This window comes from Pseudomonas sp. MC6, assembly GCF_054790575.1.
In genome coordinates this window covers 3,175,466-3,198,568 of record NZ_CP186504.1, presented here as the reverse complement: position 1 = coordinate 3,198,568, position 23,103 = coordinate 3,175,466, and the positions used below count along the sequence as shown (strand labels likewise).

The following is a 23,103-nucleotide window of genomic DNA, read 5'->3' as shown; positions in this document are numbered from 1 at the left end:
ATTTAAGGAACCACAGATAATGGCTATCGAGATCAAAGCCCCCACTTTCCCGGAATCGGTTGCCGATGGCACCGTTGCCACCTGGCACAAGCAACCGGGCGACGCCGTCAAGCGTGACGACCTGATCGTCGACATCGAAACCGACAAAGTCGTACTGGAAGTGCTGGCCACCGCCGACGGAGTGCTGGGCGCAATCGTCAAGAACGAAGGCGACACCGTTCTGTCCGACGAAGTGCTGGGCTCCATCGAAGCTGGCGGCGCTGCTGCCGCTGCTCCAGCCGCCGCTGCTGCTCCGGCCGCTGCTGCCGCTGCACCGGCTGCTGCCGAAGGCGAAGATGATCCTGTTGCTGCACCGGCTGCGCGCAAGCTGGCTGAAGAAAACGGCATCAACATCGCTTCCGTTGCCGGCACCGGCAAGGGCGGTCGTGTGACCAAGGAAGACGTGGTTGCAGCGGTTGCTGCCAAGAAAGCCGCTCCGGCTGCCGCGCCTGCCAAGGCTGCTGCTCCATCGGCTGCCGCTCCTGTGTTCGCCGCTGGCGACCGCATCGAGAAGCGCGTACCGATGACCCGCGTGCGTGCCACCGTGGCCAAGCGTCTGGTTGAAGCTCAGTCGAACATGGCGATGCTGACCACTTTCAACGAAGTCGACATGACTGAAGTCATGGCCCTGCGTTCGAAGTACAAGGACCTGTTCGAGAAGTCCCACAACGGCGTACGCCTGGGCTTCATGTCGTTCTTCGTCAAGGCTGCTACCGAAGCGCTGAAACGCTTCCCGGCTGTCAACGCGTCGATCGACGGCGGCGACATCGTTTACCACGGCTACGCGGACATCGGCGTTGCCGTTTCCAGCGACCGTGGCCTGGTTGTTCCGGTTCTGCGTAACGCCGAGCTGATGAGCCTGGCTGAAATCGAAGGCGGCATCGCCACTTTCGGCAAGAAAGCCCGTGACGGCAAATTGTCGATGGACGAGATGACCGGTGGTACCTTCACCATCACCAACGGTGGTACCTTCGGTTCGATGATGTCGACCCCGATCGTCAACCCGCCGCAGGCAGCGATTCTGGGCATGCACAACATCATCCAGCGTCCTATGGCCATCAACGGTCAGGTCGTTATCCGTCCGATGATGTACCTGGCACTGTCCTACGATCACCGTCTGATCGATGGCAAAGAAGCTGTGACCTTCCTGGTGACCATCAAGAACCTGCTGGAAGATCCGGCTCGTCTGTTGCTGGATATTTGATAGAAGCAGCTGCAAGTCTCAAGCTGCAAGCTGCGAGTAACCGCAGTTTGGCTTGAGGCTTGCGGCTTCACGCTTGCTGCAAAAAAGAGGATTTTTGAATGTCGCAGAAATTTGACGTAGTAGTGATCGGTGCTGGCCCTGGTGGCTACGTGGCTGCCATCAAGGCGGCGCAGCTGGGTCTGACCACTGCCTGCATCGAGAAGTACACCGACGCAGAAGGCAAGCAAGCCTTGGGCGGCACCTGCCTGAACGTGGGCTGCATTCCTTCCAAGGCGCTGCTCGACAGCTCCTGGAAATACAAGGAAGCGAAAGAAAGCTTCAACGTTCACGGTATCTCGACTGGCGAAGTCAAAATGGACGTCGCTGCGATGGTTGGCCGCAAGGCTGGCATCGTCAAGAACCTGACCGGCGGCGTTGCCACTCTGTTCAAGGCCAACGGCGTTACTTCGATCCAGGGCCACGGCAAACTGCTGGCTGGCAAGAAAGTCGAAGTCACCAAGCCAGACGGCTCGGTTGAAGTCATCGAAGCTGAAAACGTCATCCTGGCTCCAGGCTCGCGTCCGATCGACATTCCACCGGCTCCGGTTGATCAGAAAGTCATCGTTGATTCGACTGGCGCTCTGGAATTCCAGACCGTACCTAAGCGTCTGGGCGTGATCGGCGCTGGCGTGATCGGCCTGGAACTGGGTTCGGTGTGGTCGCGTCTGGGTTCTGAAGTGGTTGTCCTGGAAGCTCTGGATACCTTCCTGATGGCAGCGGACACCGCTGTTTCCAAGGAAGCGCTGAAAACCCTGACCAAACAAGGTCTGGACATCAAACTGGGCGCTCGCGTGACCGGCTCGAAAGTCAACGGCGACGAAGTCGTTGTGAACTACACCGATGCCAATGGCGAACAGACCATCACTTTCGACAAGCTGATCGTAGCCGTTGGTCGCCGTCCGGTGACCACTGATCTGCTGGCTTCCGACAGCGGCGTGACCCTCGACGAGCGCGGTTTCGTGCACGTTGACGATCACTGCGCGACCACCGTACCGGGCGTTTTCGCCATCGGTGACGTGGTTCGCGGCATGATGCTGGCTCACAAGGCATCGGAAGAAGGCATCATGGTTGTCGAGCGCATCAAGGGCCACAAAGCCCAGATGAACTATGACCTGATCCCTTCGGTTATTTATACTCACCCGGAAATCGCGTGGGTTGGCAAAACCGAGCAGGCCTTGAAAGCTGAAGGCGTTGAAGTTAACGTCGGCACCTTCCCGTTCGCCGCTTCCGGCCGTGCCATGGCTGCCAACGATACCGGTGGTTTCGTCAAGGTCATCGCTGATGCCAAGACTGACCGCGTATTGGGCGTGCACGTGATTGGTCCGAGCGCTGCAGAACTGGTTCAGCAGGGCGCGATCGGTATGGAATTCGGCACCAGCGCTGAAGATCTGGGCATGATGGTTTTCTCCCATCCGACCCTGTCTGAAGCCTTGCACGAAGCTGCTCTGGCTGTGAATGGCGGTGCCATCCACATTGCCAACCGCAAAAAGCGTTAACAGACAATAAGAAACCACGGCGGTAACGGCCCGTCGTGAGCCTTGCGAGCAAGTCTCACCGCGGAATGTCCGCTGGACGCAGTCTTGCGTAGCTCAGCTACGCAAGCAGCAGTCACAGGTGGCGCGGCACTCAAACGAGCGCAGCGCCGAATGCGCAGTACCTAACGAAGACGGTAAAAAGCATGAATCTTCACGAGTATCAGGGTAAGCAGCTGTTCGCTGAATACGGCCTGCCAGTTTCCACTGGTTACGCAGTAGACACCCCGGAAGCAGCAGCAGAAGCTTGCGACAAAATCGGCGGCAGCGAGTGGGTTGTCAAAGCCCAGGTCCACGCCGGTGGTCGCGGTAAAGCGGGCGGCGTCAAGCTGGTTCGCAGCAAAGAAGACGCCAAAGCCTTCGCACAGCAATGGCTGGGCAAGCGTCTGGTGACTTACCAGACTGACGCCAATGGCCAGCCAGTCACCAAGATCCTGGTTGAATCGTGCACTGATATCGCTAAAGAGCTGTACCTGGGCGCTGTCGTTGACCGTTCGAGCCGTCGCATCGTGTTCATGGCTTCCACCGAAGGTGGCGTGGACATCGAGAAAATCGCTCACGACACTCCAGAAAAAATTCTCAAGGCCACTATCGATCCACTGGTTGGCGCTCAGCCATTCCAGGGTCGCGAGCTGGCATTCCAGCTGGGTCTGGAAGGCAAACAGGTTGCTCAGTTCGCCAAGATCTTCGTAGGTCTGGCCAAGCTGTTCAAGGATCACGACCTGGCTCTGCTGGAAGTGAACCCGCTGGTGATCAAGGCTGACGGCGATCTGCACTGCCTGGACGCCAAGATCAACATCGACGCCAACGCCATGTACCGTCAGCCTAAGCTGAAAACTTTCCACGATCCGTCGCAAGACGATCCGCGCGAAGCGCACGCTGCCAAGTTCGAACTGAACTACGTAGCACTGGAAGGCAACATCGGCTGCATGGTCAACGGTGCTGGCCTGGCCATGGGTACCATGGACATCGTCAACCTGCATGGCGGCAAGCCAGCCAACTTCCTCGACGTAGGTGGTGGCGCTACCAAAGAACGCGTAACTGAAGCGTTCAAGATCATTCTGTCCGACACCAACGTCGCTGCAGTACTGGTCAACATCTTCGGCGGCATCGTTCGCTGCGACATGATTGCCGAAGGCATCATTGGCGCTGTGAAAGAAGTCGGCGTGAAAATCCCGGTTGTTGTTCGCCTTGAAGGCAACAACGCTGAGCTGGGCGCTAAAGTACTGGCAGAAAGCGGTTTGAACATCATCGCTGCTACCAGCCTGACCGACGCTGCTCAACAAGTTGTCAAAGCTGCGGAGGGCAAATAATGAGCGTCCTGATCAATAAAGACACCAAAGTTATCTGCCAGGGTATTACCGGTTCGCAAGGTAGTTTCCACACCCAGCAAGCCATCGAATACGGCACCAAAATGGTTGGTGGCGTTACTCCTGGCAAAGGCGGCACCGAGCACCTGGGTCTGCCAGTGTTCAACACCGTTAAAGACGCAGTAGAAGCCACTGGCGCTACCGCCTCCGTGATCTACGTTCCGGCTCCTTTCTGCAAAGATTCGATCCTGGAAGCGGCATTCGGCGGCATCAAGCTGATCGTCTGCATCACCGAAGGCATTCCTACCCTGGACATGCTGGACGCTAAAGTTAAGTGCGACGAGCTGGGCGTAGTCCTGATCGGCCCTAACTGCCCAGGCGTTATCACTCCGGGCGAGTGCAAGATCGGCATCATGCCAGGTCACATTCACTTGCCAGGCAAGGTCGGTATCGTTTCGCGTTCCGGCACCCTGACCTACGAAGCTGTGAAGCAGACTACTGACGCCGGTTTCGGTCAGTCGACTTGCGTCGGCATCGGTGGTGACCCGATTCCGGGTTCGAACTTCATCGACATCCTGAAGCTGTTCCAGGAAGACCCGAAGACCGAAGCGATCGTCATGATCGGTGAGATCGGCGGTTCGGCTGAAGAAGAAGCGGCTGCCTACATCAAGGCACACGTGACCAAGCCAGTTGTTTCCTACATTGCTGGTGTGACTGCTCCTCCGGGCAAGCGCATGGGCCATGCTGGCGCAATCATCTCTGGCGGCAAAGGCACTGCAGACGAGAAATTCGCTGCGCTGCAAGACGCAGGCGTTAAAACCGTGCGTTCGCTGGCAGACATCGGCAAGGCCCTGGCCGAGCTGACCGGTTGGGCTGTCAAGTAAGCCTCGCGCTTAGCTGACGCTTCACCAAACAAAGGCCACCTTCGGGTGGCCTTTGTCGTTTCTGCAGATCAGAAGATCAAAGATCGCAGCCTTCGGCAGCTCCTACAGAGGAACGCAATCTCCTGTAGGAGCTGCCGAAGGCTCGGGCCGCGATCGGACGATCTTTTGATCTTTGCCGTACCAACGAAAAATAAATACGTAAACGCGACACGGAAACGTCGCGTATCGGATAGTTCGCCCTCTAACAGTGCGTTTACACGGCAAATTCGTTAGGCTAGCAGCCATTTTTGCGTCTGCCGCCCACAAGGCATGCAACGCGCTTTAAGGGTCAGTCCCATACGGATCGACAGCATTTCCCTAATTACACAGGGCAATCCCCCTCTAAATTCCGATTCAGTAGTGTGGTATTACCTTAATGAAAGTTTTGAAAGGTCAGGACATCCTGGCACTTGGCTTTATGACATTTGCCCTGTTCGTCGGGGCTGGCAACATCATTTTCCCGCCGATCGTGGGTTTGCAGGCCGGACCTCACGTCTGGATGGCCGCGCTGGGCTTCCTGATCACCGCGGTGGGTTTGCCGGTGATCACTGTCGTTGCACTGGCCAAGGTCGGTGGGGCGATGGATGCGCTGAGCAGCCCGATCGGCAAGATTGCCGGCGGCATTCTGGCGGCTGCCTGCTACCTGGCAGTCGGCCCGTTGTTCGCCACGCCGCGTACCGCGACCGTATCCTTTGAAGTAGGCTTGGCGCCGCTGACCGGCGAAAGCCCGTTGGCACTGTTCCTTTACAGTTCGGTGTACTTCCTGCTGGTGTTCTTCATCTCGCTCTACCCTGGGCGTTTGCTGGACACCGTTGGCCGCTTCCTTGCGCCATTGAAGATCATCGCGCTGGCAGTCCTCGGCATTGCTGCATTTGCCCTGCCGGCAGGTGACATCGGCCACGGCACGCCGGAATACGTCGCGGCACCGTTCTCCCAAGGCTTTATCAATGGTTACCTGACCATGGATACCCTCGGGGCACTGGTGTTCGGCATTGTCATCGTTAACGCGATCCGCTCCCGTGGCGTCGAGTCGCCGGCGTTGATCACCCGTTACGCGATCATCGCTGGCCTGATCGCCGGCGTCGGTTTGGCGCTGGTGTATATCAGCCTGTTCCGTCTCGGTTCCGGTAGCCATGAAGTGGCGGTTGGCGCGACCAATGGCGCGGCAGTATTGCACGCGTATGTGCAACACACCTTCGGTTCGCTGGGCAGCGGTTTCCTCGCGGTGCTGATCTCGCTGGCGTGTCTGGTGACAGCGGTCGGCCTGACCTGTGCTTGCGCCGAATACTTCAGCCGCGTGCTGCCACTGTCCTACAAGACCCTGGTGATCATTCTGGCGGCGTTCTCGCTGCTGGTGTCCAACCTGGGCCTGACCAAGCTGATTGCGTTCTCGATTCCGGTGCTGACCGCAATCTATCCGCCGTGCATCGTGCTGGTGGCGCTGAGCTTCTGCAAAGACTTCTGGCATGAGCACGGCCGCATTCTCGGTCCGGTGATGCTGGTGTCGTTCATCTTCGGCACCATCGACGCGCTGAAAGGCGCTGGTCTGGCCGGCTGGATGCCATCGCAGTTGTCCCACCTGCCGCTGAGCGAGCAGGGCCTGGCATGGCTGGTGCCGTGCGTGATGACCCTGGTGGTCGCGGTGGTTTGCGATCGCCTGCTGGGCAAGCGCAGCGAAGCCGTTGCCTGACGTTGTCTGACCCGTCATAAGCGGGTCTTCAACGCTTAAACAGAAATGCCCCGTATCAATCGATACGGGGCATTTTTTATGCGCGTCAGGCAGTGTCTTTTTCCCTGAGCTAACGTCGAAGGGTTGCCGAAATCTCAATGTGGGAGCGAGCAGGCTCGCTCCCACAAGTAATCAGTGCGTGTACACACCTCACAAGGAATTGCATGTCGTTCATCCAAGCCAACCTGATCCACCTGCTCGCCGCCGTCTGGTTCGTCATCTGCTGGGGCGGTTATACCCGTTATGCCTCTTGGAAGGGCCGCGATACAGCATGTCTTGCGAGTGTGCTGCACCTGTACCGCGAAGACTGGATGCGCCGCATGCTGCTGCGTGACAACCGCATCGCCGACGCCAGTGTGATCGGTAACCTTGAGCGCAACGCCTCGTTCTTCGCTTCCAGCACATTGATCATCCTCGCCGGCATTCTCACCGTGCTTGGCGCATCTGAGCGGGCAGTGTCGTTGCTGGCAGATATTCCGATGGTGCAACAGGCGTCGCAGGGCATGTCGGAAATCAAGTTGCTGTGTCTGGCGATGGTGTTCGTCTACGCGTTCTTTACCTTCAGTTGGTGCATGCGTCAGTACAACTTCGCGGCCGTGTTGGTCGGCTCGGCGCCAATGATCGGTGAGCGACATGTCTCCGAACAGGAGCGCAAGGCTTTCGCTGCGCGGGCGGCGCGGGTGATTTCGATGGCGGCCAACCAGTTCAACTTCGGGCTGCGCTCTTACTACTTCGGCATGACCATGCTGGCCTGGTTTGTCAGCCCGTGGTTGTTCATGCTCATGAGCGCCGGGGTGGTATTGGTCTTGTATCGCCGCGAGTTTCATTCCGACGTTCTCGATGTAATGGTCTATACCCCTACAGAGGCGCCCATCCCCGAGGCGAACAAAGAGGCTGCTTGATGAGTATTCCGTTCTGGTGTGTGTTTATCAGTGCACTGATGATCTATATCGCGCGTATGCCGGTGGGCAAAGCGATGAAAGAACAGGGGGGGTACAACAATCACCTGCCGCGCCAGCAACAGGCGCAGCTGACCGGTTACGGTGCGAGGGCGCTGGCGGCTCACCAGAACAGTATCGAAGCTTTCATCCTGTTCGCAGTCGGTGTGTTGATGGCGCACACCACGCAAACGGCAGGCTGGCTGATCGATACATTGGCGATCATCTTCGTGATCGCGCGGATCCTCTACTTGTGGTTCTATCTGGCCGATCTGCCCAAGCTGCGCAGTCTGGTGTGGCTAGTTGGTTTAGTCTGTTCGCTGTTGTTGATGATTAGTCCGACTTTTAGAACTGTCTTGCTCTAAGGCGAGCCTGGCGCTAAATGACAGGCAAAAGAAAACCCGCGCTTGGCGGGTTTTCTTTTTTCTGCAGCAAAAAGCGGATTATTGCTTCTTGGCAGCTTCTTCTTGCGCGGCGGCGTTCGATTCAGCCTGAGCTTTGGCAGCTTCGGCGTTTTCTTTCGCAGCGTCGTTCACTTTATCCTGAGCTTTGTTCATGTCTTGCTGAGCTTGTTCAGCATGTTGGTTGGCATCTTGAGCTTTGTCCTCGGATTTTTTATCGCAGGCAGCGAGACCGAGGGAAGCGGTCAACATCAAGGCAATAGCTAAAGTCTTACGCATGGGGTGTTTCTCCTTATGGAAAATAACTACTGGCCTTAAGAGCTTGGCGCTACAGGTTAAGTTCCTCATTTGTGTCAGATATATAAGTTTGTTTTGCTACGGAACTTTTGGTCTGTTCGCTACTACTGGCCAATGGCTTTAACGAGAGTAATTATCATATGGCTGAAAACCCCGTTTTTGAGCGCGCGACGAGATTTCTTTCAGCGTTAAGACACTGTCAGGTACTTGGTTTGCGAGTACATGAAGCCTCCAGCGAAGGGCTCACGGTGATCCTGCCTTATAGTCCGCAAATCGTCGGTAATCCGCAGACCGGGGTTATTCATGGTGGTGCAATTACCTCGTTAATGGACACCGCTTGCGGGATGTCGACGCTCTGTGTGTTGCCGGAATTCGAAGTCTGCCCGACCCTCGATTTGCGCATTGACTATATGCACGCCGCCGAACCGAACAAAGACGTCTATGGCTTCGCCCAGTGCTACCGGGTAACCACCGATGTGATCTTCGCTCGTGGTTTCGCCTATCAGGACGATCCCGGACAACCCATCGCCCACGTCGTCGGTACGTTCATGCGCATGGGCAAGGGCCTTAAAGGCACCAAAGGCTTCGGCGGCGCGATCAAGGGAGCAGGGCAATGAGCGATGATCTGAAACAGCAGTTGCAGCAGGCTCACGCTGAGGGCGACTACGCGCCGCTGTTGCAGTTGATTCCCTACGCCGGGCTGATCGGCATCGAATGCTCACGAGTCGGCGATGAATTGCTGTTCAAGCTGCCAGCGAACAAAGACAACATTGGTAACCCTTTATTGCCGGCAATTCATGGCGGGGTGATCGCCGGATTCATGGAGCTGGCGGCGGCACTTCATTTGCTGATCTTTACCGAAACGCCGGGCGTGCCGAAGATCATTGATTTCTCCCTCGATTACCTGCGCGCCGGGCAGTTCCGCGATACCTGGGCCAAGTGTCAGGTCTGCCGCCACGGCCGGCGCGTGGCTAACGTCGCCATTACTGCTTGGCAAAGCACCGAAAGCGAACCGATTGCCACCGCCCGCGCGCACTTCAAAATCGATGAGCCCTTGAAATCCTGAACAGCGCCCCAAACTCACAAGACAACCCGCCGCCGACCATTTCGGGTCGCGGCCACTGCCATCTGATTGGAGTTTGATGACCATGAGTGTGGAAACTCAAAAGGAAACCCTGGGCTTCCAGACCGAGGTAAAGCAACTGCTGCACCTCATGATCCATTCGCTGTATTCCAACAAGGAAATTTTCCTTCGCGAATTGATCTCGAACGCCTCTGACGCTGTCGACAAGCTGCGCTTCGAAGCCCTGGCCAAGCCAGAGTTGCTCGAAGGTGGCGCTGACCTGAAAATCCGTGTGAGCTTCGACAAGGACGCCAAAACCGTCACTCTCGAAGACAACGGTATCGGCATGAACCGTGATGATGTGATCACCCACCTGGGGACCATCGCCAAATCCGGTACCGCTGATTTCATGAAGAATCTCTCGGGCGATCAAAAGAAAGATTCCCACCTGATCGGCCAGTTCGGTGTGGGCTTCTACTCTGCCTTCATCGTTGCCGACCAGGTTGACGTATACAGCCGTCGCGCCGGCACCCCGGCCAGCGAAGGCGTGCACTGGTCGTCGAAAGGCGAGGGCGAGTTCGAAGTCGCCACCATCGAAAAACCAGAGCGTGGCACGCGCATCGTTCTGCACCTCAAAGCTGCAGAAGACGAGTTTGCTGATGGCTGGCGTCTGCGCAACATCATCAAGAAGTACTCCGACCACATCGCTTTGCCGATCGAGCTGCCGAAAGAAGCGGCTGCTGCCGAAGGCGAAGACACTCCGGCCGTTGAGTGGGAAACCGTCAACCGCGCCAGCGCCCTGTGGACCCGTCCGCGCACTGAAGTGAAGGACGAGGAATACCAGGAGTTCTACAAGCACATCGCTCACGACTTTGAAAACCCGCTGGCCTGGAGCCACAACAAAGTCGAAGGCAAGCTTGAATACAGCTCGCTGCTGTACGTGCCGGCCCGCGCACCGTTCGACTTGTACCAGCGTGAAGCGCCGAAAGGCCTGAAGCTGTACGTTCAGCGCGTGTTCGTCATGGATCAGGCCGAGTCGTTCCTGCCGCTGTACCTGCGCTTCATCAAAGGTGTGGTCGATTCCAACGACCTGTCGCTGAACGTGTCGCGTGAAATCCTGCAGAAAGACCCGATCATCGATTCGATGAAGACCGCGCTGACCAAGCGCGTGCTCGACATGCTGGAAAAACTGGCGAAGAACGAGCCTGAGCAATACAAGGGCTTCTGGAAGAACTTCGGTCAGGTCATGAAAGAAGGCCCGGCAGAAGACTTCGCCAACAAAGAGAAAATCGCCGGTCTGCTGCGTTTTGCATCGACCAACGGCGACGACGGCGAGCAGATCGTCGGTCTGGCCGACTACCTGGCACGCGCCAAGGAAGGTCAGGACAAGATCTACTACCTGACCGGTGAAACCTACGCGCAGGTCAAGAACAGCCCGCACCTGGAAGTCTTCCGCAAGAAAGGCATCGAAGTGTTGCTGCTGACTGATCGCATCGATGAGTGGCTGATGAGCTACCTCAGCGAGTTTGACGGCAAGACTTTCGTCGACGTGGCACGTGGTGATCTTGATCTGGGCAACCTGGACTCGGAAGAGGACAAGAAAGCCGCAGAAGAAGTCGCCAAGTCCAAAGAAGGTCTGGTTGAGCGTCTGAAAACCGCGCTGGGCGATTCCGTAGCTGAAGTTCGCGTATCGCATCGTCTGACCGATTCGCCTGCCATCCTCGCCATCGGCGAACAGGATCTGGGTCTGCAAATGCGTCAGATCCTCGAAGCCAGCGGGCAGAAAGTGCCGGATTCGAAGCCGATCTTCGAGTTCAACCCGAGCCACCCGCTGATCGAGAAACTCGATGGCGAGCAGAGCGAAGAGCGTTTTGGCGACCTGTCGCACATCCTCTTTGATCAGGCAGCGCTTGCTGCCGGCGATAGCTTGAAAGACCCGGCCGCCTACGTGCGCCGCCTGAACAAGCTGCTGGTTGAACTGTCAGCTTGATCACGTTGTAGAAAAACCCGCTTCGGCGGGTTTTTTCATTCTGGTGTTTAACAAATCAGGAGTCAGAAATGAGCCAAGTCACAGTACGTTCCGTGGTCTATCAGATTGACGGCCAGCCTTATGAAGGTCGTCTGGCGTTCGACGCCGAGCACAAAGGCGCGCGTCCGGGTTTGTTGATGGCGCCGAACTGGATGGGTGTCAGTGCTGGTGCCGAAGAGATCGCTAAATCGGTGGCGGCCAAGGGCTACGTGGTGTTGATCGCTGACGTCTACGGTCAGGCCGTGCGTCCGCAGAATGCTGATCAAGCGGGCGCGGCGATGATGCCGTTGAAGGACGATCGTGCGTTGCTGCGCACGCGGATGCAGGCGGCGTTCGAGCAGTTGCAGAAGCAGGGTGAGGCGGCGGTTGATACGTCGAAACTGGCAGTGTTCGGCTTCTGCTTTGGCGGTTGCTGTGCGCTGGATCTGGCTCGCACGGGGGCGCCGGTGAAGGCGGCGGTGTCGTTCCACGGTACGCTGGATTCGCCGAACCCGGCGGATGCGCAGAACATCAAGGGCTCGGTGCTGGTGTTGCACGGTGCTTCCGACCCGTTGGTGCCGAAGGAGCAGTTGCCGGCGTTTGAAGACGAGATGAACGCGGCGAATGTCGATTGGCAGTTGCTCAGCTATGGCGGTGCGGTGCACTCGTTCACTGATCCGCATGCCAATGTGCCGGGCAAGATGATGTACGACGCGAAGACCGCGAAGCGCGCGTTCAAGTCGATGCATGATTTGCTGGATGAAGTGTTCAAGGGCTGAAGCCTGAAAAGCAAAAGCCCCTCACCCTAACCCTCTCCCGGAGGGAGAGGGGACTGAATGGGGGATGCTTGGGAGTTACGCCGACTTGAAAGGGCTGTGCTGAATCCATAGTCACCAAGACTTTTCAGGTCAGCGTATAACCTGAGACATCTCGGTCGGCTCCCTCTCCCTCTGGGAGAGGGCTGGGGTGAGGGTACTTTTCAGCGCGGTAACTCGATCCGCTCAACTTCTCCCGGCACCGTCGGCCAATCCCCGGCCGCCCATTTGCGCCGCGCTTCATCAATCGCCGCTGGATCACTCGCGACAAAATTCCAGTTGATCCGCCGAGGCCCGTCCAGTGCCGCGCCGCCAAACACCACCGCGTGCACATCGCTTTCGGCAAACAGGCTCATCTCTTCCCCAGCCGGCAACACGACCAGCGCATGCGGCTCAATCGCTTCGCCGTTCAATTGCGCATCCCCACTCAGCACATAAACCGCCCGCTCTTCATGCTCGGTCGGAATCAGCAAAGTGGTTGCGGTTTGCATGTTCACTTCCGCATACAACGTAGGAGAAAGCACCGGCACCGGCGATTCCAGGCAAAAGCCTGACCCGGCAATCATGCGAATCTGCACGCCAAGGTTATCGCTGACCGGCAATGTCGCCGCCGGGTGATGGCTGTAATGCCCGGGACCTTGCTCATGATTCTTGGGCGAGGCCAGCCAGATCTGCAATCCGTGCATGGTGAAGCTCTGGTCCCACAACGGTTCCGGCGTGCGTTCAACGTGCGCAATCGCGCTGCCAGCGGTCATCCAGCTGACATCTCCAGCGCTGACCACCTGATCCGAGCCAAGGCTGTCCTTGTGCTGGATCTGTCCTTCAAACAAATACGTGAGCGTCGACAGACCAATGTGCGGATGCTGTCGGATGTTCATGCCCTTGCCTGTCGGATAAACCGTTTCGAGCATGTGATCAAAAAACACGAAAGGCCCGACGCTGCGGCATTTGGCTGACGGCAACGGGCGCAGAATCGGCTGGCCTTCGACGTCTTCGGCGCGCGGGCGGATGATCAGAGGTTGCGTGTCCATGGTGCATTCCAGGCTGAGCGGGTGATGCCAGAAGCATAACCCGCCGCTGGCATGAGGAGGATTACTGGCTGTCGAAGCCTTGTGGGGCGTGGGTTTCGATCGTCACTTCGCTGGTGGTCATCAGCTTGTGAATCGGGCAGCGATCGGCAACGCGCAGCAATTCCTCGCGCTGGGCATCGGTAAGGACGCCTTTGAGAGTAAGGGTGACGTGCAAGACGTATTTACCTTTCTGCTCTTCGCTATTGTCGCGTTTGACGTCAACACCGACACCGGTCAGCGGGATGTCTTTCTTCTTCGCGTACATCTTCAGGGTCAGTGCTTTGCAGGCGCCGAGGGCTGCATCGAAATAGTCGTGCGGCTCAGGTGCCGAGCCTTCGCCGCCTGCCGATTTCGGCACGTCGGCAAACAATTCGTGGTCATCAATTTGTACGGTGTGACGAAAACCTTCAGCGGAGACGGTATTGACGGTAACGGTCATGGGAACCTCACTGGCAGTAGGAAAAGTCGCTTCGATCAAAAAAGACCTTGCAGTTATAGAGTATTCCCACCGGTACGCGTTCCACTTTCCTGCGGGATGAACCCTTGTCGTCAGGGCAGGGTCTAGGCTATGCCTACTTCCTGGAGATTACTTGTGTCCCTGTATCGTTTGAGTCTTGCCTGTTTGTTGGTATTTGCCGGCAACGTCAGCGCCCGCGAGTACACCTACAGCGATGCGCACCTGCATTACGTGGATTTTTTCCAGGAAAGTGCTGGCATGGCGAAATTGCTGACGGCGATGAAGGGCGGTTCCGTCGAGCATGTGATGATTTCCGGTATTCCGGTTGCTAAGAAGTGGCATGAGGACGAACCCAAGCGCCCGCGCTATTACGCCGGGGATGACGCCGATGCTTACTGGTATAGCGCGACCGACGTGATTGTCGCCGACGCGGTGCAAAAACTGAGCGCCGAGCAGCGCCCGTACTTTCATCCGTTCCTGTCCGGCTTCAATCCCAACGACAAGAACTCCGCCGCACACATCCAGCGCATGCTCGATCTGTATCCGGGGCTGTGGCAGGGCATCGGCGAAGTGTTCACTCGTCATGACGATCTCACGGCGCTGACGTCCGGCGACACGCCGCGCGCCAACAATGAAGCCATGACCAAGATCTATCATCTGGCCGCCGAGAACGATCTGCCGGTGATGCTGCATTCCAACATCACCTCCAAGCGTGAGAAAAATCCTCTGTACCTGAAGGAAGTCGAAGAACCGCTGCGTAATCACCCGCACACGCGATTTATCTGGGCGCACGCCGGCACCAGCGCTGAAATCCATCGGCATCAGACGCAACTGACATTCCTGTTGCCCACGCTGACGCGCATGCTTGAGGCGTATCCCAATCTGTTCATCGACTTGTCATGGAGCATGCTCACGCCGTACCTGCTGGACGAGCAGGGCAAGCCGCGAGCGGAATGGCTGGCGCTGGTCGAGAAATACCCGGAGCGCTTCATGCTGGGTTCAGACGTAGTCGGGCGATTCAACAAACTCGGTGAGGAAATGCACAGGTTCAAGCCATTCCTCGATGCATTGCCCGAGGACGTCGCGAAAAAAGTCGCTCGGGATAACTTCCTGGCGATCTTGCCGCGAACGGTGCTCAAGTCCGGCAAAAGCACGCTGAATCGTTAATGCCAACGGTTCGATGGATCAAGGCCTTTTGATATCGCCTTTTCGTCTTACGCATTTTTCCGCCGGGCCGATACCTTCTAAAGCAACCAGCTGCAGGGTTGATGCAGCGCTTTTGGAAGGAACCAGAGCAATGAGTATCCGTAGTCTCAATATTGCCCCGCGCGCCGGGCTCGGTTTTGGCTTGTTGGCGTTGATGGTATTTGCCCTCGGGGCGTTCGCTTTATTGCAAATGTCGAACATGCGCGCGCAGTCCGACGAGGTTGATAACAACTGGCTGCCGAGCGTGATGGCGGTCGGTGAGATGAGCCAGGACATGCTGCGCCTGCGCGCATTGACCATGCGCCTGCTGCTCAATCGAGATCCGCAGGCCCTCGAACAGAACGTTGCCAAGCTCAATGAATTACGCGGTGTGCTCAGTGAGGCCCAGCAGCGTTATGACGTGCTGATCGTGCTGCCCGAGGAGCGCAAGCTATTTGACCGCTTCAAGGTCGCCGAGCACCAGTACCTGGAGTTTCAGGCGCAGGTCATGCAGTTGTCTGCGCAGAATCGGGTCGAGGAGGCCGCGACCATTCTCAACGGTCAGATGAGTCCCTTGGCCGATGAAATTGCAGTGCTTTTGCGCGAACTGGTCGAACTGAATAAACACAATGCCAATCTCGCCACCGAAGCAGCGCGGCTGGTGTTTACCAGTTCGCGGGTGTGGGTCGGCGTGATGGTCGGTATCACTGCGCTGATCACCATTGGCTTGGCCCTGTTGCTGACGCGCAGCATCGTGCTGCCGCTGGCGCAATCGTTGGGTGTCGCCGAGGTGGTGGCAGGAGGTGATCTGACCGGCGATATCAACATCAGCGGCAAGGACGAACCGGCGCGACTGCTGCACGCGCTCAAGAGCATGCAACACAACCTGCGTGACACGATTCGGCAAATCTCCGAGTCCTCCAGTCAATTGGCCTCGGCCTCGGAAGAGCTGAGTTGCGTCACGGAAGACGCTACGCGCGGTTTGCACCAGCAGAGCCTGGAAATCGAACAGGCGGCCACGGCGGTCAATCAGATGACGGCTGCGGTGGAGGAGGTGGCAAGCAATGCCGTGGCCACGTCCGAGGCCTCTCGTGAATCCGATCGTATTGCCCAGCATGGCCGTCAACAGGTGCATCAAACGGTGTTGTCTATTGAATCGCTCGCCGATGATGTGACAGCCAATGCAAGTCAGGTGGAAGATCTGGCGCAGAAGGTTTACAGCATCAGCAAAGTGCTGGACGTGATTCGTTCGATTGCCGAGCAGACCAATCTGCTCGCTTTGAATGCTGCGATCGAGGCGGCGCGGGCTGGTGATGCCGGACGTGGGTTTGCGGTGGTAGCGGATGAGGTACGGGCCTTGGCGCATCGCACTCAGCAATCGACTCAGGAAATCGAGCAGATGATTGGCGGCATTCAGCAGGGCACCGATTCGGCGGTCAGTTCGATGCAGCAAAGCAATGTGCGCGCGCGTTCGACGCTCGAGTTGGCCAAGGCGGCCGGGACTGCACTTGAAGAGATCGCCTCGGCGTTCACGCTGATCAACGAGCGTAATCTGGTGATCGCCAGTGCTTCAGAGGAGCAGGCGGCTGTGGCACGTGAGGTTGATCGCAATCTGATGAATATCCGTGATCTGGCGATGCAGACCTCGGCGGGGGCCAATCAGACCAGTGCGGCCAGTCAGGAGTTGTCGCGGTTGGCGGTGGATCTGAACAGCATGGTGGCGAAGTTTTCGGTTTGAGTTTCGCCTTCAAAAGCCCCTCACCCTAGCCCTCTCCCAAGGGAGAGGGGACTGACCGTGGGAGATTGGCGAGATACACCGACCTGATCTGGCTTTGGAGAATCCATAATCGACTCGATTTTTCAGGTCGATGCATGGCGAAAGACACCTCGGGCGGCTCCCTCTCCCTCGGGAGAGGGCTGGGGTGAGGGGCGAGCCAGGCACAAGTCTCCAATCCAGCAGGCAAAAAAAGCCCCGCATTTCGCGGGGCTCTTTGTTCTTGCGGCAAATCAGCTGCCTTTAACGGTTTTGCCGTTGACCGTGCCGTCCTGGAGCATGATGTTGTACTCCTTGCCGTCGGTTTCAACCTGTTGCAGGCGAACCAGCAGGTAATCCCAATCCTTGGCGAACCAGAGGACGGTGGTGCGCTTGCTTTGTGTCGGGTCGCGTACGCGCTCGACCTTGATCGCATCGATCTTGCCAGCCTTGGTTTCGACTTTTTCCGAACCCAGCACGCGGAAGTCATAGGTATCGACTTCGCCGTCATCGACCACTTGATAGCTCATGGTCTTTTTGCCAGCAGCCACATCATGTTGCAGCGCCAGTTGATAGGTGGACTTGTCGACCATGCCACGGTTCAGCGGGATCTTCACCGCGTCGCCACGGTCGGTGCCGGTGACCATCTTGCTGTTCCAGTCGAAATCCAGATCAGCCTTTTTCGCCTTGCCCAGGCCACCACGTTCAAAGTGGTAGGACTGCGGCAGCAAAGTGTCCTTGTCCAGGGTCAGGGTGCTTTCTTCTGTCAGGCTGGCGATCATCATCGAAGCCTTGAAGCTGAGCTTCCAGACGCCGCTGGCTTCCTTGACCAGGCTGCGCTCGGCGGTGCCGCTCATGGGCAACTGCTTCCAGTCGGCGGTGTAGCTGGCGGAGAACGGTTGAAGTTCCGCTGCCTGCGCGAAGGGCAGGGCGAGCAGAGCGCAAGCGAAGAGCAGGGCGCGACGCATAATATCTCCTAGTGTCGAATCAAGTGGCCGCTGGCCGCGAGTAACTGGCCATCCAGTAAAGCACCGTGTTCACCAAGTGCCAGCCTGCCTTCGGCAAACCAGCGAACAGCCATCGGGTAGATCAGGTGTTCCTGAACGTGGACTCGCTGCGCAAGAGTCTGCGGCGTGTCGTGCAACTCTACCGGTAATACTGCCTGTACGACCAGTGGTCCGCCATCGAGTTCCTCGGTGACGAAGTGCACGGAGCAGCCGTGCTCAGTATCGCCGGCCTCCAGCGCGCGCTGATGAGTGTGTAACCCTTTGTATTTGGGCAGCAGCGACGGGTGGATGTTGAGCAGGCGACCCTGATAGTGGCGAACGAAGTCAGCGCTGAGAATGCGCATGAAGCCGGCCAGCACCACGAGTTTCGGATTGAATTCGTCGATCAGTTCGATCAGAGCAGCATCGAAGGCCTCGCGACCTTCGAATGCCTTGTGATCCAGCGAGCGGGTAGCGATACCTGCGTCACTGGCGCGTTGCAGGCCGTAGGCGTCGGCGCGATTGGAAATCACTGCAGCGATGCGGGCCGGGCTGTCGCCGGTCCGCGTGCTGTCGATCAGAGCCTGCAAGTTACTGCCGGTGCCGGACAGCAGCACCACGACATCACAGGTTGCGGACATTAATGAGCCTTAAGGTTCTGCAGATCAACCTGAGCAGCGCCTTCGGCAGCGGCAGCGATCTGACCGATGACCCAAGGCTGTTCGCCGGCGTCACGCAGGGTGTTCAGGGCAACTTCTACGTGTTCCTGAGCCACGCAGATGACCATGCCAACGCCGCAATTCAGTACGCGGTGCATCTCTGTTTCGTCAACGTTGCCTTTCTCTTGCAGCCAGTCGAATACGGCCGGGCGAGTCCAGCTAGCCACATCAACCACCGCCTGAGCGCCTTTTGGCAGAACGCGCGGGATGTTGTCGAGCAGGCCACCACCGGTGATGTGGGCCATGGCTTTGACCGCGCCGGTGTCTTTGATCAGCTTGAGCAGCGGCTTCACGTAGATGCGGGTCGGGGCCATCAGCAGGTCGGTCAGCGGTTTGCCGTCGAGCTGGATGTTTTCGATGTCGGCACCGGAGACTTCGATGATCTTGCGGATCAGTGAGTAGCCGTTCGAGTGTGGGCCGGACGATGGCAGGGCGATCAGTGCGTCACCGGTGGCAACTTTCGAGCCGTCGATGATTTCCGCTTTTTCCACGACGCCGACGCAGAAGCCGGCCAGGTCGTAGTCTTCGCCTTCGTACATGCCTGGCATTTCAGCGGTTTCGCCGCCAACCAGCGAGCAACCCGACAGTTCGCAGCCAGCGCCGATGCCGGTAACCACTTGGGTCGCGGTCTCGACATTGAGTTTGCCGGTGGCGTAGTAGTCGAGGAAGAACAGTGGCTCGGCGCCGCACACCACGAGGTCGTTGACGCACATGGCAACCAGGTCGATACCGATGCTGTCGTGCTTGTTCAGGTTCAGCGCCAGACGCAGCTTGGTGCCGACGCCGTCGGTGCCGGAAACCAGAACTGGCTGCTTGTAGCCGGCCGGGATTTCGCAGAGGGCGCCGAAACCGCCCAGGTCGCCCATGACTTCCGGGCGCGCAGTGCGCTTGGCGACGCTCTTGATGCGTTCGACCAATGCTTCACCGGCGTCGATGTCTACACCGGCGTCCTTGTAGCTCAGGGAGGGTTGCTTGCTCATGATCCAGGCCTTTAGGGGAGGGGATTCAGGGGTAACGACCGAGTTCAGCGGGAACTTCGAAATCGACGGGGCGATGGCCTCACGCGAGTTTCGAGGTGCCCGGCTGTTGCCGGTCTGCGAAGGCGCGCGATTTTATCAGGCTTGAGGGGCAGCGGCCATCCTCGCACCGACGGGCAGGGCCATATCAGCGGAAATTTTTTGCAATTGAGCCGTATGAACGTCTGTATAAAGTGTGGCGATTAACCGTCTATCGTTATCACTGTGCAAAATTTTACCGCTGTCGTGTGAATGTTTAGTGCTGGCAGATTGTCACAGCCTTGCTTAACCGGTTCACGCGGCCTGTTCCAGCCGCTCCTGTCGACGGGAATTCTCCATGCGTTTGTGTAAATTGTTGTTTGTGGGTTGTTTGTCTCTGATCAGCCTGGCGAGTCATGCCGAAAACCTCAAAGGTCTTTATCAAGTGCGCGAACCGGTCAATGGCCAGGCGCCGGAAGAACGTGGTCGCGCCACGCAAGCGGCGCTCGATACATTGGTGTTGCGCCTGACCGGCGATCCGAAGGCTGCGCAAAACCCGGGGTTGGCGGCGATTCGCAAGGATCCGCAGCAAATCATCAGTCAGTTCGGTTTCGATGCCGGGCCGCCGGAGGTGCTGAAGGTCGATTTCGATCCGGCGACCACCGAGCAGGCGTTGCGTCGTGCCGGGTTGTCGTTGTGGGGCGCCAGTCGCCCGTCGATCCTGAGTTGGTGGCTGAATGATTCGGCCGAGGGTTCGAGTCTGGTCGGTGATGGTCAGGCCGCTGCCGCGCCGTTGCGTACGGCTGCACAACATCGCGGCTTGCCATTGCGTTTGCCGCTGGCTGATTTGAGTGAGCAGTTGGTTGCCACTGCGCCAGCGCTTGAGGGCACGGATCCGGCGCCACTGCGCGGTGCTTCGGAGCGCTACAACGCTGATGCCTTGCTGGCGGTGCATGCCCGTGAAGAGGGCGGGCAGTGGCAGGCCAAATGGCACTTGTGGCTGGGCGATCAGAAAGAGGCGGGCAGTGTGCAGGGCGCCGATCAGGCTGCTGTCGCTGACGCAGTGATGCTGGCGGTGGCTGAGCGGCTGGCGCCACGTTTTGTGGCCAAGCCCGGCGCTTCGGGGCAGCAGACTCTGGAAGTGCAAGGTATGAATCTGGAGCATTACGCGGCGCTGTTGCGGTTACTCGAACCGTTTGGCGTGCGTCTGCAAAGTGTTGACGGCGATCGCATCGTTTATCGGGTCAATGGCAGCGCCGATCAAATGCGTGCGCAGTTGTCGCTGGCCAAGTTGCAGGAGTTGCCGGCCGAGGCGCCGACTCCGTTGGCTGCGCCACAGCCTGCGGTTGCAGGTGCGGCGCCAGTCGCGGCGCCAGCCCCGACCCCGGCAGCACCGTCGTTGCGGTTTCGCTGGTAAGTCTTTCCTTATATAGAAGCAGGAGTGGTACATGGCCGATACGCGGCGTTGGTTCTGGCTCGGTGGGGTAGTCCTGCTTTGCGCGTTTGTATGGTTGCTGCATCCGATCCTCACGCCGTTCCTGGTGGCGCTGCTGCTGGCTTATCTGTTCGATCCGCTGGTGGATCGACTGGAGCGGCTCGGTTTGTCGCGAACCTGGGGCGTGATCGCGGTGTTTGCTCTGTTCACCTTGATCGTCACCGCACTGATGCTGGTGCTGGTGCCGATGCTCGCCAAGCAGTTGCTACGTCTGTACGAACTGGCGCCGCAAATGCTCGATTGGCTGCAGCACACGGCGGTGCCGTGGGCGCAGTCGAAGCTGGGGTTGTCGGACGGTTTCTGGAAGTTCGATAAGGTCAAGGCCGCGATCAGCGAGCACATGGGGCAGACTACCGACATTGTCGGCGTGGTGCTCAGTCAGGCAACGGCCTCCAGTCTGGCGCTGATCGGCTGGCTGGCCAATCTGGTGCTGATTCCGGTGGTGAGCTTTTACTTGTTGCGCGACTGGGACGTGATGATGGCCAAGATCCGCAGCCTCCTGCCGCGTGATCGGGAAGAGACCATCGTATCGCTGGCCGGTGAATGTCATGAGGTGCTGGGCGCATTTGTTCGCGGTCAGTTGCTGGTGATGGTGGCGTTGGGCGTGATCTACGCAGCGGGCCTGATGATCGTCGGGCTGGAGCTGGGGTTGTTGATCGGCCTGATTGCGGGTCTGGCGGCGATCGTGCCTTATATGGGCTTCGTGATCGGTATTGGCGCGGCGCTGATTGCCGGGTTGTTCCAGTTCGGTGGCGATCTGTATCCGATGGTCGGGATCGTCGCGGTGTTCATGGTTGGTCAGGCGCTGGAAGGCATGGTGCTGACGCCTTTATTGGTGGGCGATCGTATCGGTCTGCATCCGGTGGCGGTGATTTTCGCGATTCTGGCCGGCGGCGAATTGTTCGGTTTCACCGGCGTGCTGCTGGCATTGCCGGTGGCGGCGGTGATCATGGTGCTGGTGCGCCATGTGCACGACTTGTACAAGGACTCCGACATCTATAGTGGCGTTGACGATCCGCAGTTGTAATGGCACAGGGACGGCCCGGCGAATCGCCGGGTTGGCCCGGGTCCTGCAGGCGTTGGTGCCAAAGAATCTGTCATAAATCCAGTGTGTTATCGCAAACCTTTGATTTTGCTTGGACTCTGTCGCATTGTGCGCTCAGCTTCACGGGTATAAACTTCGCAAACTTTACACAGAGGCCACTAACGGTTCCTTGAGAACTGTTCAGTCAGCATGAAACCGATTCAGCTGCCCCTAGGTGTGCGTCTGCGTGACGACGCCACCTTCATCAACTACTACCCAGGCGCCAATGCCGCTGCACTCGGCTATGTCGAGCGTCTATGCGAAGCCGACGCCGGCTGGACAGAAAGCCTGATCTACCTGTGGGGCAAACACGGCGTAGGGCGTACGCATCTGTTGCAAGCGGCGTGTCTGCGATTCGAGCAGATGGGCGAGCCGGCGGTGTACTTGCCGTTGGCCGAGTTGATGGATCGCGGTGTCGAAATCCTCGACAACCTCGAACAGTACGAACTGGTTTGCCTGGACGACTTGCAGGTGATTGCCGGCAAGGCTGACTGGGAAGAGGCGATGTTTCATCTGTTCAACCGTCTACGCGACAGCGGTCGGCGCTTGCTGATTGCCGCTTCCACCTCTCCGCGTGAGCTGCCGGTCAAACTGGCTGACTTGAAATCGCGCCTGACCCTGGCGCTGATTTTTCAGATGCGGCCGCTCTCCGATGAAGACAAACTGCGTGCTCTGCAATTGCGCGCCTCGCGTCGCGGTCTGCACCTGACCGATGAAGTCGGGCATTTTATTTTGACTCGCGGCACCCGCAGCATGAGTGCGCTGTTTGACTTGCTTGAACAGCTCGATCAGGCCTCATTGCAGGCTCAGCGCAAGCTGACCATTCCCTTCCTGAAAGAAACGCTGGGCTGGTAGCTATCCCTTTGATTCTGCGGCTTTCAGCGTATTTCGGCATATTTCAGGCGCCAGAAAATCCGCTTTCCTGCACGGTGTGCAAGCCGCGTATCGGTTCAAATGGGCTTAAGCGCTTAGATGTAAACGAGAAACCGAGAAGTCACAAAAAGATCGATTGAATTTGCAAATGAGGCTGATAGCGGGCATAGTCTCGCCTTCTTTACAAC

At 58.0% G+C, this 23,103-nt stretch carries 22 protein-coding genes; 16 read left to right on the top strand and 6 right to left on the bottom strand.

The features are described from left to right. The first annotated feature begins 19 nt into the window (after positions 1-19). From odhB to ACOYXE_RS14220, 7 genes are all read left to right on the top strand, one after another. The gene (odhB, locus tag ACOYXE_RS14250; protein WP_077571706.1) at positions 20-1,243 is read left to right on the top strand and encodes a 2-oxoglutarate dehydrogenase complex dihydrolipoyllysine-residue succinyltransferase; all 1,224 of its coding nucleotides are present in this window, start codon (positions 20-22) and stop codon (positions 1,241-1,243) included. A 98-nt stretch (positions 1,244-1,341) separates the two neighbouring features. Beyond that, complete coding sequence (lpdA, locus tag ACOYXE_RS14245) at positions 1,342-2,778, top strand: dihydrolipoyl dehydrogenase (protein WP_034156249.1); 1,437 nt, start codon at positions 1,342-1,344, stop codon at positions 2,776-2,778. 182 nt (positions 2,779-2,960) lie between these two features. After that, positions 2,961-4,127 (top strand): ADP-forming succinate--CoA ligase subunit beta, encoded by a 1,167-nt coding sequence (sucC, locus tag ACOYXE_RS14240; RefSeq protein ID WP_007919879.1) that lies wholly within the window; start codon positions 2,961-2,963, stop codon positions 4,125-4,127. Next, complete coding sequence (sucD, locus tag ACOYXE_RS14235; protein WP_008082972.1) at positions 4,127-5,008, top strand: succinate--CoA ligase subunit alpha; 882 nt, start codon at positions 4,127-4,129, stop codon at positions 5,006-5,008. Before sucC ends, sucD begins: the two co-directional genes overlap by 1 nt. A 415-nt stretch (positions 5,009-5,423) precedes the next feature. Continuing rightward, positions 5,424-6,737 carry a branched-chain amino acid transport system II carrier protein gene (gene brnQ / locus ACOYXE_RS14230; protein WP_141126766.1) on the top strand — a complete coding sequence of 438 codons (1,314 nt, stop codon included), beginning with the start codon at positions 5,424-5,426 and terminating at the stop codon, positions 6,735-6,737. Between the two features lie 203 nt (positions 6,738-6,940). Continuing rightward, positions 6,941-7,678: a DUF599 domain-containing protein gene (locus tag ACOYXE_RS14225; RefSeq protein ID WP_095119943.1), complete on the top strand. Its 738-nt coding sequence runs from the start codon at positions 6,941-6,943 to the stop codon at positions 7,676-7,678. Then, positions 7,678-8,079 (top strand): MAPEG family protein, encoded by a 402-nt coding sequence (locus ACOYXE_RS14220; RefSeq protein ID WP_095119944.1) that lies wholly within the window; start codon positions 7,678-7,680, stop codon positions 8,077-8,079. Before ACOYXE_RS14225 ends, ACOYXE_RS14220 begins: the two co-directional genes overlap by 1 nt. A gap of 78 nt (positions 8,080-8,157) precedes the next feature. Here ACOYXE_RS14220 and ACOYXE_RS14215 read toward each other — a convergent pair whose 3' ends face one another. Next, positions 8,158-8,394, bottom strand: a complete 237-nt coding sequence (locus tag ACOYXE_RS14215; protein ID WP_007959016.1) for a hypothetical protein — start codon at positions 8,392-8,394, stop codon at positions 8,158-8,160. A gap of 158 nt (positions 8,395-8,552) precedes the next feature. Here ACOYXE_RS14215 and ACOYXE_RS14210 point away from each other — a divergent pair, with 158 nt between their 5' ends. The 4 genes from ACOYXE_RS14210 (at position 8,553) to ACOYXE_RS14195 (ending at position 12,262) form a co-directional block, all read left to right on the top strand. Then, a complete protein-coding gene (locus ACOYXE_RS14210) occupies positions 8,553-9,029 on the top strand; it encodes a PaaI family thioesterase (protein ID WP_460929707.1) in 477 nt (158 codons plus the stop codon). Further along, complete coding sequence (locus tag ACOYXE_RS14205) at positions 9,026-9,478, top strand: PaaI family thioesterase (protein ID WP_160056876.1); 453 nt, start codon at positions 9,026-9,028, stop codon at positions 9,476-9,478. The genes ACOYXE_RS14210 and ACOYXE_RS14205 overlap by 4 nt, the downstream gene beginning before the upstream one ends. Before the next feature lie 82 nt (positions 9,479-9,560). Further along, complete coding sequence (htpG, locus tag ACOYXE_RS14200) at positions 9,561-11,465, top strand: molecular chaperone HtpG (RefSeq protein WP_460929705.1); 1,905 nt, start codon at positions 9,561-9,563, stop codon at positions 11,463-11,465. A 68-nt stretch (positions 11,466-11,533) separates the two neighbouring features. Further along, positions 11,534-12,262 carry a dienelactone hydrolase family protein gene (locus ACOYXE_RS14195; protein WP_160056880.1) on the top strand — a complete coding sequence of 243 codons (729 nt, stop codon included), beginning with the start codon at positions 11,534-11,536 and terminating at the stop codon, positions 12,260-12,262. 200 nt (positions 12,263-12,462) lie between these two features. On the opposite strand, the gene ACOYXE_RS14190 is transcribed toward ACOYXE_RS14195, so the two are convergent. Further along, positions 12,463-13,329, bottom strand: coding sequence for a pirin family protein (locus ACOYXE_RS14190; protein WP_460929702.1), 867 nt, complete (start codon positions 13,327-13,329; stop codon positions 12,463-12,465). 61 nt (positions 13,330-13,390) lie between these two features. Then, a complete protein-coding gene (locus tag ACOYXE_RS14185; protein WP_008082948.1) occupies positions 13,391-13,807 on the bottom strand; it encodes an OsmC family protein in 417 nt (138 codons plus the stop codon). Positions 13,808-13,936: 129 nt separating this feature from the next. Here ACOYXE_RS14185 and ACOYXE_RS14180 point away from each other — a divergent pair, with 129 nt between their 5' ends. Then, positions 13,937-14,992 carry an amidohydrolase family protein gene (locus tag ACOYXE_RS14180; protein WP_460929700.1) on the top strand — a complete coding sequence of 352 codons (1,056 nt, stop codon included), beginning with the start codon at positions 13,937-13,939 and terminating at the stop codon, positions 14,990-14,992. Between the two features lie 130 nt (positions 14,993-15,122). Continuing rightward, complete coding sequence (locus ACOYXE_RS14175; RefSeq protein WP_160056888.1) at positions 15,123-16,748, top strand: methyl-accepting chemotaxis protein; 1,626 nt, start codon at positions 15,123-15,125, stop codon at positions 16,746-16,748. Positions 16,749-17,017: 269 nt separating this feature from the next. Here ACOYXE_RS14175 and ACOYXE_RS14170 read toward each other — a convergent pair whose 3' ends face one another. From ACOYXE_RS14170 to purM, 3 genes are read right to left on the bottom strand one after another with little or no spacing between them, the layout of a single operon-like run. Then, on the bottom strand, positions 17,018-17,731 hold the full coding sequence (locus ACOYXE_RS14170) for a DUF3108 domain-containing protein (protein ID WP_160056890.1): 714 nt from the start codon (positions 17,729-17,731) through the stop codon (positions 17,018-17,020). An 8-nt stretch (positions 17,732-17,739) separates the two neighbouring features. After that, entirely contained in the window at positions 17,740-18,390 is a 651-nt protein-coding gene (gene purN, locus ACOYXE_RS14165) for a phosphoribosylglycinamide formyltransferase (RefSeq protein WP_160056892.1), read from the bottom strand. Further along, positions 18,390-19,448 (bottom strand): phosphoribosylformylglycinamidine cyclo-ligase, encoded by a 1,059-nt coding sequence (gene purM, locus ACOYXE_RS14160; protein WP_460929697.1) that lies wholly within the window; start codon positions 19,446-19,448, stop codon positions 18,390-18,392. The genes purN and purM overlap by 1 nt, the downstream gene beginning before the upstream one ends. Positions 19,449-19,821: 373 nt before the next feature. Between purM and ACOYXE_RS14155 the strand changes: the two genes are divergently transcribed. From ACOYXE_RS14155 to hda, 3 genes are all read left to right on the top strand, one after another. Continuing rightward, positions 19,822-20,880, top strand: coding sequence for a DUF2066 domain-containing protein (locus tag ACOYXE_RS14155; protein WP_160056896.1), 1,059 nt, complete (start codon positions 19,822-19,824; stop codon positions 20,878-20,880). 31 nt (positions 20,881-20,911) lie between these two features. Next, on the top strand, positions 20,912-21,985 hold the full coding sequence (locus ACOYXE_RS14150) for an AI-2E family transporter (protein WP_102900818.1): 1,074 nt from the start codon (positions 20,912-20,914) through the stop codon (positions 21,983-21,985). Between the two features lie 207 nt (positions 21,986-22,192). Then, positions 22,193-22,897 carry a DnaA regulatory inactivator Hda gene (hda, locus tag ACOYXE_RS14145; protein ID WP_007919828.1) on the top strand — a complete coding sequence of 235 codons (705 nt, stop codon included), beginning with the start codon at positions 22,193-22,195 and terminating at the stop codon, positions 22,895-22,897. The last annotated feature ends 206 nt before the right edge of the window (positions 22,898-23,103 follow it).